The sequence below is a fragment of the Streptomyces halobius genome, from assembly GCF_023277745.1.
Taxonomy (GTDB): domain Bacteria; phylum Actinomycetota; class Actinomycetes; order Streptomycetales; family Streptomycetaceae; genus Streptomyces; species Streptomyces halobius.
On the sequence record NZ_CP086322.1, the window covers coordinates 330331 to 342344 of the forward strand.

General features: G+C 68.9%; 15 protein-coding genes and 1 pseudogene. 6 read left to right on the forward strand and 10 right to left on the reverse strand.

What is annotated here, in order from left to right; translation table 11 throughout:
• Positions 1 to 2 precede the first annotated feature (2 nt).
• Positions 3 to 500, reverse strand: a complete 498-nt coding sequence (locus K9S39_RS01410) for a transmembrane transport protein (protein ID WP_248861487.1) — start codon at positions 498 to 500, stop codon at positions 3 to 5.
• Positions 497 to 1039: an RNA polymerase sigma factor gene (locus K9S39_RS01415; protein ID WP_248861489.1), complete on the reverse strand. Its 543-nt coding sequence runs from the start codon at positions 1037 to 1039 to the stop codon at positions 497 to 499. The genes K9S39_RS01410 and K9S39_RS01415 overlap by 4 nt, the downstream gene beginning before the upstream one ends.
• Positions 1040 to 1397: 358 nt before the next feature.
• On the opposite strand from K9S39_RS01415, the gene K9S39_RS01420 reads away from it, so the two are divergent.
• Genes K9S39_RS01420 through K9S39_RS01430 form a run of 3 tightly spaced genes read left to right on the forward strand, consistent with a single transcriptional unit; the run spans position 1398 to position 3855 of the window.
• Positions 1398 to 1673: a hypothetical protein gene (locus K9S39_RS01420; protein WP_248861490.1), complete on the forward strand. Its 276-nt coding sequence runs from the start codon at positions 1398 to 1400 to the stop codon at positions 1671 to 1673.
• Positions 1667 to 2272, forward strand: coding sequence for an RNA polymerase sigma factor (locus K9S39_RS01425; protein WP_248861492.1), 606 nt, complete (start codon positions 1667 to 1669; stop codon positions 2270 to 2272). Before K9S39_RS01420 ends, K9S39_RS01425 begins: the two co-directional genes overlap by 7 nt.
• A 5-nt stretch (positions 2273 to 2277) precedes the next feature.
• Positions 2278 to 3855 carry an IclR family transcriptional regulator domain-containing protein gene (locus K9S39_RS01430; RefSeq protein ID WP_248861493.1) on the forward strand — a complete coding sequence of 526 codons (1578 nt, stop codon included), beginning with the start codon at positions 2278 to 2280 and terminating at the stop codon, positions 3853 to 3855.
• Between the two features lie 596 nt (positions 3856 to 4451).
• Here the strand turns inward: K9S39_RS01430 and K9S39_RS01435 are convergent.
• The 4 genes from K9S39_RS01435 to K9S39_RS01450 all read right to left on the reverse strand — a co-directional run bounded on the left by K9S39_RS01435 (position 4452) and on the right by K9S39_RS01450 (position 7613).
• Entirely contained in the window at positions 4452 to 4883 is a 432-nt protein-coding gene (locus tag K9S39_RS01435) for a hypothetical protein (protein WP_248861495.1), read from the reverse strand.
• 337 nt (positions 4884 to 5220) lie between these two features.
• Positions 5221 to 5544 (reverse strand): hypothetical protein, encoded by a 324-nt coding sequence (locus tag K9S39_RS01440; RefSeq protein WP_248861497.1) that lies wholly within the window; start codon positions 5542 to 5544, stop codon positions 5221 to 5223.
• 224 nt (positions 5545 to 5768) lie between these two features.
• Positions 5769 to 6824 carry a DUF6292 family protein gene (locus K9S39_RS01445; protein ID WP_248861498.1) on the reverse strand — a complete coding sequence of 352 codons (1056 nt, stop codon included), beginning with the start codon at positions 6822 to 6824 and terminating at the stop codon, positions 5769 to 5771.
• Positions 6825 to 7286: 462 nt separating this feature from the next.
• On the reverse strand, positions 7287 to 7613 hold the full coding sequence (locus K9S39_RS01450; protein ID WP_248861499.1) for a hypothetical protein: 327 nt from the start codon (positions 7611 to 7613) through the stop codon (positions 7287 to 7289).
• A gap of 207 nt (positions 7614 to 7820) precedes the next feature.
• On the opposite strand from K9S39_RS01450, the gene K9S39_RS01455 reads away from it, so the two are divergent.
• Positions 7821 to 8285: an SRPBCC domain-containing protein gene (locus K9S39_RS01455; RefSeq protein ID WP_248861500.1), complete on the forward strand. Its 465-nt coding sequence runs from the start codon at positions 7821 to 7823 to the stop codon at positions 8283 to 8285.
• A 134-nt stretch (positions 8286 to 8419) separates the two neighbouring features.
• Here the strand turns inward: K9S39_RS01455 and K9S39_RS01460 are convergent, their stop codons facing one another.
• The gene (locus K9S39_RS01460; RefSeq protein WP_248861501.1) at positions 8420 to 8809 is read right to left on the reverse strand and encodes a VOC family protein; all 390 of its coding nucleotides are present in this window, start codon (positions 8807 to 8809) and stop codon (positions 8420 to 8422) included.
• 63 nt (positions 8810 to 8872) lie between these two features.
• Here K9S39_RS01460 and K9S39_RS01465 point away from each other — a divergent pair.
• Positions 8873 to 9860, forward strand: a pseudogene (locus tag K9S39_RS01465) (helix-turn-helix transcriptional regulator).
• Between the two features lie 205 nt (positions 9861 to 10065).
• Here K9S39_RS01465 and K9S39_RS01470 read toward each other — a convergent pair.
• The gene (locus tag K9S39_RS01470; RefSeq protein WP_248861502.1) at positions 10066 to 10602 is read right to left on the reverse strand and encodes a hypothetical protein; all 537 of its coding nucleotides are present in this window, start codon (positions 10600 to 10602) and stop codon (positions 10066 to 10068) included.
• Between the two features lie 96 nt (positions 10603 to 10698).
• On the opposite strand from K9S39_RS01470, the gene K9S39_RS01475 reads away from it, so the two are divergent.
• Positions 10699 to 10887, forward strand: coding sequence for a P-loop NTPase family protein (locus tag K9S39_RS01475; protein WP_283112135.1), 189 nt, complete (start codon positions 10699 to 10701; stop codon positions 10885 to 10887).
• Positions 10888 to 11539: 652 nt separating this feature from the next.
• Here K9S39_RS01475 and K9S39_RS01480 read toward each other — a convergent pair.
• Both K9S39_RS01480 and K9S39_RS01485 read right to left on the reverse strand, forming a co-directional pair.
• Complete coding sequence (locus K9S39_RS01480; protein ID WP_248861503.1) at positions 11540 to 11773, reverse strand: hypothetical protein; 234 nt, start codon at positions 11771 to 11773, stop codon at positions 11540 to 11542.
• Positions 11770 to 11940 carry a hypothetical protein gene (locus tag K9S39_RS01485; protein ID WP_248861504.1) on the reverse strand — a complete coding sequence of 57 codons (171 nt, stop codon included), beginning with the start codon at positions 11938 to 11940 and terminating at the stop codon, positions 11770 to 11772. The genes K9S39_RS01480 and K9S39_RS01485 overlap by 4 nt, the downstream gene beginning before the upstream one ends.
• Between the last annotated feature and the right edge of the window lie 74 nt (positions 11941 to 12014).

Here is a 12014-nt window from a genome sequence, read left to right on the forward strand (position 1 = left end):
TTTCAGGAGTCGTCTCGTTGCAGGGCATCGCGCAGTCGCAGCAGTTCGCGGCGGCGGGACTGTGCCCGTACCAAGACGAGAGCTGCCGCGGCGGTGAAGAGGACCCCGCCCAGGGCGGTGACCAGCACGTCGGCGGTGGCACCGCGCACGGCGGCCAGCGCCGTCCCCGCGATGGTGGTCAGCACGGTCGCCCCGAGCGCGAGACGAGCGCCCAGCACCCGGTCCCGGGCGAACAGCGGTCGCCGCCTGCTCAGTACCCATCCGGCCAAGCCGGCCCAGGCCGCCCCGATGGCGATCAGTCCGGCGAAGGCCACCTGCGTGCGGGCGGGCAGCGGATCCGGCTCGGTCGCCCACAGCACCGCGATCAGTGTCGCCGCGCACCCACCCGCCAGCCCCACCGCGATGTGGCGCATCCGGGAGCGCAGCGACACCTCCGCAGCCAGTGCGCGCTCCAGCTCCTCGGGCACACCCCGCTGAGCTGCGGGGTTCTGCTCACTCATGCCTCGTATCCCCTTTCCGCAAGGGTGGTCCGCAACATGCGTCGTGCCCGGTGCAGCCGGCTCTTGACCGTGCCGGGCGGTACGCCGAGCACCTCCGCACAGGCGACCAGCGGCAGATCCTGAAGGTGGAACAGGATCAGCGCCTCGCGCTCCAGGGGCGGCACCCCGGAAAGGCCGGCTTCGATCTGCATGGTGGTCAAGACGCCGCTGAGCTCGTCGTCGGCGACGACGTCGCCCACCACGTCCAGGGACGTCTCCGGAACCCGGTACATCTGACGCAGCTGGTCGGTGACCGTGCGCCGGGCGATGGTGAACAGCCATGGGGCGAACCGCTCCGGCTGCCGCAGGCGCGGCAGGCCACGCACCACCGCGATCCACACCTCCTGTGCGAGGTCGTCCGCGAGGTGCGGTGAGCCGACCATCCCGCGCAGGTAGCGGCACAGCGGGGCATGCCAGGCACCCACCAACTCGCGGAACGCCTCCCGCTCCCCGAGCTGGCAGCGCACCACCAGCAGCCCGTCGTGCACGTCGCTGCTCACCCGCCATCTCCCTGTCCCGCGCAATCCGTCACACAGACAGTCGGCATTCCAGCCGGAAAGGTTCACAAGAGCGATCACCCTCTGGCGCGGGTGCGGCAGTGGCACCCGATCGCGCCCGGAGCAGCGCACTCAAACTTCGATGACACACGCTCAAAGTTCGATGGCACAGGACACGGGGCCGAAGAGCGCGCCCCGGCTTCGGCAACCATCTCCAGCGCCTGGTGGCCGGTCAGACGCCGAGGATTCACCCGCTCAGGTGAACGTGGGGGCCGTGGGGGGAGAAGTGGGTCTCAGGGTTCGTCAGGGGGGCGAGGGCGCGCACCGCGTCCGTGCCAGATAGATGGAGAGAGCCACTTACATGACGTCGTCCTTGGAGTGGACTGGATACCTTCCGGCCGCCGTGAGCGCGGTGCACGCGCTCGGCGCCGTGGTGCGCATGTACTGGGAGCGCAGACCTGTCGCTGGGAAGTCCCGTCAGGCCGGCTCGGCCGAGGCCCCTTGCCGGTGTGTCACCGGGGTTCCGGTCGTGCAGGTCGATGTGGCCGCGGAGGTACCGGCAACGGTGCGGGTCACGGTCGGCGCCGGCCGGCCGCTGGACGACGCGACGGCGGGTGAGGAGTCGGGCCCGTGGTAGGAGACGGCCTGTCCCAAGAGGCGGTGGCGCTGGGCGGGCATGTGGCGCAGCGGCTGCTGGACTGCTACCCGGCCTTTATTGAGACCCAGCCTTTTGCACTGCGGCGGGCGTTTGGGGCGCTGTCGCTGGCCGCGTGCCAGGACATCGCGCAGGAGGCCTATCTGCGGGTGGGATCGAAGGCGGCCGCCGGGAAACTGCCGCCGGGGACGAACGTGATGGCGTATCTGCGGCGGACAGCCCGCAATCTCGCCCTCGACTGGTGCCGTGAGCAGCAGCGCGGCAGACGGCTGGTGCTGATGAGCGGCGCAGCATTCGATGCTGTGCCAGAGACCCGAGCAGTGGTGGATGACGGCTCAAGGGTGCTGCAGGAGCTGGTGCTCCCGGCGATCGAGGGGATGCCGGAAAGCCTGCGACGAAAGGTGGTGGACCTGCAAAGCCGGGGGCTGAGCGACGTGCAGATCGCGACCAAGCTCGGCATACCTGCACACCGCCTCCATAACCTTCGAAATAAGGCAGTTGCGGATCTAAGACGCAATCTCGCTGGGCATATTCGGGACGGGCACCGGAAGAAGCAGCAGCACGGGGAGAGGGACAGGTGAGGGATGTGAGCAGGTACGACCACCGCGACGGGGCGCGGTGCCCGGAGCCCGTGGTCCCCGCCGGGCTCGCGGAACTGCTGGCCCAGCTGGCCGGCCCGCCCGACTTCTGGGACCGGCCGTGTGGAAACTTCGGTCCCCTGACCAACATGTACGCGCTGACCTCCCAGGAACGGTCGCATGCCAACTCGCTGTACCGGCTGGGGTCGAAGGCCCTGAGCCGCAACGAACTGGCGCCGGCCGCCGACTGGCTGGGCGCGGCCGCCGAGGCGGGCCATCCCGGGGCGCTGTTCCGGATGGCCGCCCTCACCGCACGTGCGGGGGGCGCGGGGCGGCGTGAGAACGTGCGGTTCCTTGTTGCGGAGGCTGCACGGCACGGACATGGCGATGCCCGTGCGCTGCTGGAGACGGCAGAGCACGGCACGTCGGCCAGCCACCCCGTCTCCCCGGTGATCGAGGATCCGCAGTTCATCGACGAAGTCCGCACAGGCATGGGCCTGTCCCTGGCACCGCAACTGCGAGCAGCCGCCGACCAGGGCGGCGTCGAGCCAGCCCGACACACCGCACCAGGCGGACTGGAATCAGCGCTGCCCCGGCTCGTCCGGGTACCGGCCCCCAGGCTGGACCACGTTCACGGCCCCGGACCGCAAACAGACCCCTCCGCGGCCGACCACCCCCGCCTCACCGCCCCGTGCGGCGCCGCACACTACGGCGAAGGGCTGCTGCTGCCACTCCCTCAGCAGCCGGCGCCAACGCCCAGCGCCTCAGCAGACGAGGACAGCGGCCACGAACCCTGGTGGTCTGTCCATGCGTTGCGGCCGGCTGCGCTGACGGAAATGGCCCGCAGGGCTCCCGCCCACACCGACACCCCTCAGCAGTGGAAAGCAGCGGTCAGAGCCCTGGACATCCTCTACCTCGTCGACGCAGCAGACGGGATCACCACCCGTACCCTGGCCCGCCGAAGCCGACTTCCGCTCGCAGCCGTGGCCTGGCTGCTGCACTGGCTGCGCGGCCAGCACCTCATCTCCACCATCGCCGGCGCCCACGTCCCCGGCCCGCTCATGAACATGACCCGCCACCCACAGCAGCGCAACCAACTCCTCCAACAGACCCTCGCCGGACTGCGCGACCACCTCGGCGCCGCCGTCTACGTCAGCGGCTACACCCACGGCGACGTCACGGTCTTCCAGTCCGCCTATAGCCCCCAGGCGCCCGCGGTGACGGAGTGGGTCGACTTCCGCGACACAGCACACGCCAGCGCCGTCGGCAGAAGCCTGCTGGCCCAACTCGACTTCGACAGCCGCATGAACCACCTCGCCCGCTACCGGCCGATCAAACTCACCGACCGCACCATCACCAGCCCCCGCGCCCTGTTCGAAGCCCTCGACGGACACGGCCCCAAGCCGCCCAGTTCGACCTGCTGGAGTACTCCCAACGCGAAGTCTGCGCCGCCTTCCCGCTCGGCATCCCCGGGCGAGCCACCTGCGTGGCGCTGTCCCTGCCCGCCGGAGCACGCCACCGACTCCTGCAATCCGCCCACGCCCTCAGCGAACGCTCCGCACCACTGCTCCTGGCCCTCCTGCTGACCGACGAAGCAGCTACCAGCCACCAGCAGCCGCCGAAGAACCCGACCACACCACCACCGGGGCAGCCCACGCCCTGCCCCAGACATACGCAAGCCCACGCTGAACGGCCCCCCGCCCCGCGCCTCACACGGGGCGGGACGAAAGCGCCCGAGCGGGCGTGCCGCGCGTATGTGCAACGTGCGCGGCGAGGGCACCTCAGCGGCCCCGTGCCAGCAAAGAGCAGCCGGCACTCACCTGGCGGCAGACCGACGGCTGGCGCTGCGGTGAGGTCAGGTGAGTCGATTGACGGGAACGCCGAGGTGCCCGTTGTCCGTGATCACGGACAACGGGCACCTGTGGTGCATCGCTTCGCTGGCTCTCGCCCCTGCCCTACGAACTGGTTGGGGGAGGCGGTGTCCAACCCGGCGGAGCAGGCTCGACGAGGTCGAGTTCTTCGTCGAGATACATTTCGCCGCCGGCCAGCGGGAAGCTCACCAGGAGCTCACCGGTCGACACCCGCACCGCGACCGTGCCGACCGGGTCCTCCGGATGGTCTGTCGCCTCCCGCGGCGTGACCCGGTCCCCGGGCACGAAACGCCGGGAAGCAGCAGAACCCCTCAGTCGTTCTTCTCCAGACATGAATCGCGTCCGTTCGGGCCCTTCTGCCCATTGGTCCAGTAGGCCGTGATGATGCCCTTCTGGCCCATGTTCTGTCCATGGAAAGTGAAGTCGGCGTAATCGACGAACACGCACATCGTACGCTTCTGTGAGCCCGCCTTATAGGGATGGCAGTACAGCGTGTAGTACTTGCCGTCAGACTTGCAGATGCTGTTGTAGAAGGCCTGCTGCCACAGCTTCTTGGCCGCCGCGTCGTAGGGATGGCTGGGCTTGTCGTTGTGCTTTCCCCCCTTCTTTATGTGAGCAAGCCCGAACTTCGCGTTCCCTGCGCGCAGGATCGGGTCTTCGCCCCCCGGGGAAGCCAGCGTCGTGAAGCTGTCGTCCACTATGTGAGCCGCGCCGCTGCCGTCCTTGATGGGGCCAGGCGCCATGGCTGTAGTTGTGGCGATCACGGTCGCGCAGGCCGCTGCGGTCAGAGCAACTATGCGTTTCCGGTGTAACACACTCAACCCCCGCCTCTCGTACGTGCGTTCGCCACACTCCTGTCCCCACTGCCCCACCCCCAAACATCACCAAAGCCCCGCCGTAAGCTGAGGGGCGCTCCTCGCAGCGGGCGCGAACGGGGCGGGAGAGGTGCTGGAAGGCGTCGGCACGGCCGTACAACGCGTACGGGCACCCAGTCACCGCACACGCCTCCGACAGGGTGCCGCGTGATGATCAGCCGCCTCAGCAGCGGCGCCGGTCAGGGCCCGACGGATCGCCTGCCCGTCAGTGAAAGCCGAGCATTCCGAGTGAGTCGATGTCGACGGTGACCACGCCGGGTGGGTAGGCGTCCTCGTTGCCGGTCAGCAGGATCGACATGCCGGTGAATTCGGGGCGCGGCAGTGCGCAGTAGAGGGCATGGCAGGTGTCCGGGCCGCCGTAGCCGTCGCGGATCATGGTGCCGACGCTGACGGCGGCCATCGTGTCGAGGCTGTCGACGACCACAGCGGAGAAGGCGAGGACGCGCTGCGAGAGGTTCTCCTCATCGGCTTCGGCCTGCATGAGGCACAGGGCGGGGATGCTGAGGCGTTCGCCGGGTGTCTTCGCCATTCACGCCCAGTCCCGAGATCCGCAAACCGCCCGGCGCGCAACACAGCCGATGACCAGCCCCGGCCCCACGGCAAGGGGTTCCACCCTGGCCCAGATCGACAGCAACCAATGGCCAGGGCTTAGGTGTAGATGCCTTCCGAATCAGGTGCTGAACATCCGCTCGTAGAGGTCGCCCGGTGTCCACCACCACCAGCTGGTGCAGGGCCGGGGCGGCCAGGGGCGAACTAACGTGCCGGGCGCTTTCTGCCGCGGCGGCCATCGGCGAGGGCTTCGAGCACGTCGGCCGGCTTCGGCTGCAGGTCGGCGCTGAGGTAGCGGATCCCTTCACCCTCAGGAGCGCCGCCCTTGCCGATGGGGTGTCGTCGGCTGGTGGCGGTGCGCCATCCATACCGCTCGTCCCACACCACGGCCTGGGCCGACTGCCCGGGCTGAAGCACGATGGCGGCTGCCAGGTGGTCGCCGGACTGCAGCACTTCCACCTCGCCGGCTTCGGCTGCACCGGCTTCGGCCAGGGCGTCCGCGACGTCCTGCAGGTAGGGCTGGACAGCGCGCCGGCGTTGCTCGTCCTGCGCGGCCGCAATGGCACGCCGCCGCGTGATGGCCGGGTATCCGAGCCGCGCCGCCGCAGCGTCGAGGGACAGGGAAGGCTCAGCTTCGACCAGGTCCGCGATGCGCCGCCCCCGCAGCTGGGCCAGGCCTCTCATAGCCGTGGTCATGGCGACGCCCAACTCGTCGACGACGGCGGCCGCGGTGACGGCCGGATCGCCATCAAGCAGCTCGGCGATGAGCGGCACGATCTGGTCCCGGGGAACCATGTCGCCGCTACCCTTGGGCTTTCCAGCTGTCGGGCCTTGCCCCTTGCCCGGCCGACCGGCCTTGAAGGCGCGGATGACGCCGCGTGGCCAGTGCTCGACCTGGGGCCGGTCATCGCCGGCTGCACGTTCGGGGACCAGAACCACGTGCTCGGAGAGCCGGGGGTCATACCGGTAACTGTTCCACGTTCGCGCAGTGACACCGAGCTCGGCTGCAGCTTCCTGACGATCCAGCAGGTCCTCGTCACTGTCTGGGCCCGTGATGTCGGGGATGGGGTCACCGGCGTTGAACGCGCTCGTCTGCTCGGCATCCCACAGCAGCGTCTTAGCACCCGGTGAGCTGATCGAGGCCGGGTGCCCCTCGCGCAGGTGCTGCTTGGTGTTGCGGAACCTCCCCAGGGACATCTTTTGCGAGGCAGCGAGGTCGGCCATCGTCTGAACCTGTCCGGCGCGTCCAGCGCGGATCATCGTGTCTCCTTCGTGTGTGCAGACGGCCAGCTCGGCGCGCAAGCGCGGCCCGGCGTTGGAGCCAGAGGAATGGTGGGCAGCGTGGGCGCCGAACACAGCGTTCCTGGAATGCGTCCGCCACCACTCGGCGAGGAGAGAAATATAACTACATTTTGTCACGTGTGGCAAGTGCGGAGGCATCGTCCAGCGCGGGCCCCGCTACACTCGACACCGAAACCACCTCCTTTGGACGTGCGTTTTCGGTGCCGGCGTCCTTGCCACCCGCCTCGGCGGATTGGGCGCCGGCGTTTCTCGTACCGCCTGAAGCTCCGCGGTCGCAGGTGCGTAGCCAGACCCGTCCGCTCTCCCTGCTCTCTCCGCCGAGTGCTCTTCGGGCCCCTGCCGGTTACCCACTCTGATCTCTCCTTCGTCCCGCGGGGGCCTGGACGCGACTCGCGTCCAGGCCCCCGCACCAGTCGTGGGTCAGTGGGAAGCCGGTGCAGTGGCCGGCTCCCCGTGCAGCATCAGCATGGACTCGTGGTCGATGAGCCCGAACATCGGCGCACACTCCGTGGAGGTCTCCGCGGCGTGTGCGGCCGACTGGGCGTCCTTGAGGCTGCGCCACCAGACAACGTCGATCCACTTGTCGTCCTTCGACGAGTATGACAAGTCCCGCGACACGAACCCGGGCTGCCTGCCGGCCCACTCCGACACAGCGTCGACGGCGCCGAGCAGCTGCTCAGGGGTGACACCGGCCTTCAGTTTGAAGACCACCAGCTCCAGTACCTTGTTTGCCTGCTCATCCATCATGATTTGCACCGTTCTGTCTCGTTCGATCACGGATCGTTCCGACCCGGGTGGCCCGGTCGGCCGCCTCACAGAGATGAGAGACAGGGGCGTATGCGACTGTGACAGAAAAGTTCGGAGCACTTTCGCAGCACTATGGAGCCAGGGCCGCCGTGGCGGCTGACCAGCTGTTCCCCGTCGCATGTCAGTGCCGTGGTCTACGGTCCACGCATGGAACACGAGTCTGTGCAAGCGGCGGTTGAGCTCCCCCTGGACCGGCCCGCCTCGTTCGAGCTGTTCACCTCCGGCTTCGACCGCTGGTGGCCGAGAGACTTCTCCTGGTCGGGGCCGGATGGTTTGACCTGCATCGGCATCGAGTGCCAAAGCGAAGGCGCTCTGTACGAGATCGGCCCCCACGGGCTGCGCTGGGACTGGGGCCGCGTATTGGACTGGAGCCCGCAGAGCGGTCTGGTCTTCAGCTGGCAGATCGGCCCCGACCGCGTGCCCATCCCCCGCGTGGAACAGGCCACCGAGGTCGCCGTGACGTTCACGGAGCAGGCGGCCGGCACTCTGGTGGAGGTCCACCATCACGGCTGGGAACGGCACGGCGACCTCGGGGCGGGTTACCGCCAGGACTTCACCTACGCCTGGCCCACGGCCCTCGCGGCACTGCGCGGGGTGGCGACCAAGGGCTAGTCCCAAGATCTGGGAGCCGCCGAAGAGCAAGCGCGAGGGGGCGGCCGTGAGTCACGGCCGTTCCCATGGCCCTTGGCCGGGCCGACAGCTCCGGGGTGGCGCGGCAGCGCCGTGAAGCCTGCTGTACGTGATGGTCAGACTCCATGGGTGGAGAGGCAGAACGGGTGGCCCGCCGGGTCCAGCAGGACCCTCCACGCAGCCGGCTGTGGCTGGAACGATGGCTCGACGGCTCCCAGGGCCAGCATCCGGGCCTGGGCGGCGTCCAGGTCGTCGACGCCGAGTTCGATGTGGGCCTGCTTGCCTTGGGTCGCCTCCGGCCAGGTGGGGGGCTGGTAGTCGGCCTGCCGGACGAAACCGAGTCCGGGCGAGCCCTGCCGGCCGAGCAGGACGAAGTCGTCGCTGGAGTAAAGGACGGGCAGCCCGAGGGCGTTGCCGTAGAAGCGGGCGAGCTCCGCGGGGTCCGCGCAGTCGAAGTCGACGGAGAGGAAGCGGATTGCGGGAGGCGATGTGGTTTTGGTGCTCATGGAGGAAACGCTAGGACGGGACCAGGACAGATACGGTCCTGGTCATGCGGAACACTGGGGGATGTGATCAGTAGCTCCGCGCGTCTGTTGCGCTTGGTGTCGCTGCTGGCGGCGCGTCCCACGTGGACCTGTCGTGAGCTGGCCGAGCGCATGGCGGTCACCGAGCGCACGGTCCGCCGTGACATCGCCCGGCTGCGTCGGCTACCACGTGGAGTCCGACCCCGGACCCTGGGGCGGCTACCGCCTCGGCCCCGGAGCCCGCATGCCGCCGCTGGTCCTGGACGACGAAGAGGCTCTGGCCGTGGCGGTCGGTCTGCGGGAGGCCGCCCTCGGCGGCGACCAGGCCGCACTGGCGGCGCTGCTGAAACTACGGCAGGCCCTGCCGAGGCGACTCGCGGACCGGCTGGCCCAGCTGGACGCCACCCTGGTGCACACCCGCAGGCCCGACGAGCCCCGGATCGACCCAGGAACGCTGCTGGAACTGGCCACGGCGTGCCGACAGGGTGAGCGCACCCGCCTGTCGTACCGCGACCACCGGGGAAGGGCCACCGTCCGGGACGTCGACCCGTACCGCCTCGTATACACGGGCCTGCGCTGGTACTTCGTCGCCCACGATGTGACGCGGGGCGAGTGGCGCACGTTCCGGGCCGACCGCGTGGTCCAGGCACGATCGACCGGACGAGCGGTGGAGTTCGTCGATCCGCCGGACCCGGCGCGGCTCGTCTCCCAGGGGATCGCGAGCGTCGTGTATCCGCTCTACGTGACGATCCGCCTGCCACTGCCCCTCGACGAGGCGCTCCAGGTGGTCCCGTGGACAACCGGCACCCATACCCCGGAGAGCACCGACACCACCCGCGTCGAGATCGGGGGGCACGACGCGGAGCGGCTCGCCGCGTACCTGCTCTCCCTGGGCACCACCGTGCAGGTGCTCTCCCCGGACGACGTACGCGAGGCGTTGCTGCGCCGCATCCGGGCGATCGCGGAAGCCAACACCGAAGCCGTCAGCACCGGCCAGCCAGGGAGTCGGTCAACGCGTGGACGAGTTGGGTGAATTCGGTACGTTGCCGGTCGGTCAGTGTGGCGTAGAGGGGAGGGCAACGGAGTACGACGGAAACAGGCAATAGGGCCCCGACGAGCCTGCGGATCTTCCCCTCTTCCACCACGTCCGAAGCCGGACGCGCCGACAGTAACTTCGGCACAGTCAATCGCCCCCGAGCAGCCCGAACTCACCACCCCGCACCCTTACTGGTCGAGCATCAGGCGTGGGTGCGGCGGCGCAGGGCGGTGAAGGCAAGGCCGGCGGCGGCCGCGGCTCCGCCGCCGGCCAGCAGCATGGTGGTGATCTGGGGGTTGTCCTGCTCGGGGTCCTGGATCCCGCCCGGGTAGTCCAGGGTGATCTTGTCCTCGCCTTTCTGGGCGGTCACCACGGGCGGGATGCTGCTGCTGTCGGGATGGACCAGGGTGAACTTCACGCCGGTCCGCGAGAGGTGCTCCCAGCCGCGGTCGGAGTTGAGGTGTGCTTTGCCGCCGTCGCCGGTGATCTCGGCGCGGGGGCCGATCATGGTGTCTCGGGCGAGCCTGATCTTGTCGCCGGAGCTGAGGGTGTAGGTGGTCTCGTACTTGCCTGCCTTCTCGTCCGTGACCTTCAAGCGCTCGGCGGGCTTCTGCGCCAGGGCGCCGGTCGGGGACGCGGGGCTGTTGGCGAGCGCAGCGGTGACGGGCAGCAACAGCGCGGAGCCACACGCGGCGGCGATGACGGAGGCGCAGACAAGGGAGTGGCGGGCTGCCGTCATGAGAGGAGTTCCTTCGCTGGTTCCGGTCTCGTACCGCAGGCGGCTACCCCTGCTTCGGGACGAAGAGCGTAGGTATTCCGCACGCAGGAACTCGACGTGGGCCGCTACCCGCTGATCATCGTGGACGAGGTGGGGTATATCCCCTTCGAACCGGAGGCCGCGAACCTGTTCTTCCAGCTGATCTACCTCGTCCACCATGCCGAAGTCATCTCGCTGAAGGGCGACAGCTACCGGCTCCGCAACCGCGACCTCGGACGCGTCCCCGCGGCCAACACGCAGGACTGAACCAGAAGATCAACTGACGGACCGGGGGTCAATTCTCGACCGACTCCAGAGGGTCACTTTTCGAGCGACGCTGACACACGGGAACGGGGACCTGCGCACCAACCGGAGTTGAGGCTGGAGCGGGCTGAGGTCCGCCGTGTACATCGGCTTCCGGTGCCACTGAGGGGTTCGAATCCCCCGACGTGCGGCGCTTGCCGGCACATCGAGGCCAACGTTGGAGCTGAAGTGCACGAACTGGCCGGGGTCCGGGATCTGCTCGCCGCTGTGGTAGACGTCGCCAGATGCGACATCACACCACCCCGGGCACTCCATGATCGGCTGTCTCCCCTGCTCCGAATCGCGATACATGCGGCCAGCCCTATCGGTCGGCCCGAATCCGGCGCGTGCCCCACGCCCTCACGCCGCTCTTGGGGAGGACCCGCTCCACCCAGTTGGCGTCAGCCTGCGTGCTCGGGGGCGAGGCAGGCCGTACCGTCGCGGTGCCGCTTCGACACCAGGGCGGTTATGGGCGGTCCCGTGTCCACTTCGCACGTTGCACGGGGCCGCCCCCAGTTCGGGCCCTGCGAGCCGTAGTCCGCCCGGTCCGGGCTGCGGAACGAAGGGCGTACAGCGGGTCTACGTCTGCGATTCCCAGGAGTCAAGCATTCCCCACCTACGGAAGGTCGCCCTCCACGTCGCCGGTCTGCTTGGTCCAGGTCCTCAGCGTCCGGCGGTGCCCGTCGTCGTGCTCCTCGACCAGGCGGATGACCACGTCTTCGAGGGATCCGTACGTACCAATCCATGCGGTGAACTTCTGCCGAGCCCTGAGCTCGTCCTCCCACGTTCCGTCGACGGCCGGGCCGTCCTTCTGCTTCTGGAACTGCAGTCGCACATGGAAGGCGTTCATGCGTCGCCCTGCTGGGCGCGGCGCTTGTCCGCCACCTTGTGCCAGGGGTTCTCCGCCCGGCTCTGGGCACGGTCGAGGTACTCCCGCTTCACCGTGGCGCTGCCGGCCTTCCACCGGCCCTGCTTGGTCGGGTCGCCGCCCGCGTCCGCGATCTCGTGATGCGTCACAGGCGGCGTCGCCCTTACGAGGTCCGCGCGCCGTCCTCGATCAGCTCGGATACATGGGACCAAGAAGCCATAGC

Coding starts and splice junctions, on each gene's coding strand:
- K9S39_RS01455 (WP_248861500.1), top strand. CDS start 7,821: ATGGAACACGAGTCTGTGCAAGCGGCGGTTGAGCTCCCCCTGGACCGG.
- K9S39_RS01470 (WP_248861502.1), bottom strand. CDS start 10,602: ATGACGGCAGCCCGCCACTCCCTTGTCTGCGCCTCCGTCATCGCCGCC.
- K9S39_RS01460 (WP_248861501.1), bottom strand. CDS start 8,809: ATGAGCACCAAAACCACATCGCCTCCCGCAATCCGCTTCCTCTCCGTC.
- K9S39_RS01420 (WP_248861490.1), top strand. CDS start 1,398: ATGACGTCGTCCTTGGAGTGGACTGGATACCTTCCGGCCGCCGTGAGC.
- K9S39_RS01440 (WP_248861497.1), bottom strand. CDS start 5,544: ATGGCGAAGACACCCGGCGAACGCCTCAGCATCCCCGCCCTGTGCCTC.
- K9S39_RS01435 (WP_248861495.1), bottom strand. CDS start 4,883: ATGGCGCCTGGCCCCATCAAGGACGGCAGCGGCGCGGCTCACATAGTG.
- K9S39_RS01445 (WP_248861498.1), bottom strand. CDS start 6,824: ATGATCCGCGCTGGACGCGCCGGACAGGTTCAGACGATGGCCGACCTC.
- K9S39_RS01480 (WP_248861503.1), bottom strand. CDS start 11,773: ATGAACGCCTTCCATGTGCGACTGCAGTTCCAGAAGCAGAAGGACGGC.
- K9S39_RS01450 (WP_248861499.1), bottom strand. CDS start 7,613: ATGATGGATGAGCAGGCAAACAAGGTACTGGAGCTGGTGGTCTTCAAA.
- K9S39_RS01410 (WP_248861487.1), bottom strand. CDS start 500: ATGAGTGAGCAGAACCCCGCAGCTCAGCGGGGTGTGCCCGAGGAGCTG.